Annotated in this window: 1 protein-coding gene; it reads left to right on the top strand. The window is 69.9% G+C overall.

The genetic code is table 11. The features are described from left to right. Nucleotides 1–349: contractile injection system protein, VgrG/Pvc8 family (locus POF53_RS25965; RefSeq protein WP_498970067.1), on the top strand; the 349-nt coding region annotated here is incomplete at both ends.

Below are 349 nucleotides of genomic sequence, written 5' to 3'. Positions count from 1 at the left end.
CCTGCAGCACCAGGCCGACGACTACGAGCGCTTCGACTACCCCGGCCGCTACAAGCGCGACGAAGTCGGCATCCCCTTCACCCGTACCCGCCTCACCGCCCTGCGCCACGATGCGCGCATCGCCGAGGTCGAGGGCGACGACGTGCGCCTGCAGCCGGGCCTGAGCTTCAACCTGGTCGAACACCCCCGCGCAGACCTCAACATACATTGGCGGGTGGCCAGCGTGCGCCACGAGGGCGCGCAGTTCACCAGCCTGCAGGAGGAAGCCGCCGGCGCCGAACAAGGCACGCGCTACTCGCAAAAGGCCCTGCTGGTACCCGGACGCATCGAATGGCGCCCCGAGGCGCCG

The organism is Mitsuaria sp. RG (genome assembly GCF_028369275.1).
Lineage (GTDB): Bacteria > Pseudomonadota > Gammaproteobacteria > Pseudomonadales > Pseudomonadaceae > Aquipseudomonas > Aquipseudomonas peradeniyensis.
This window is presented reverse-complemented; position numbering and strand designations above follow the sequence as displayed.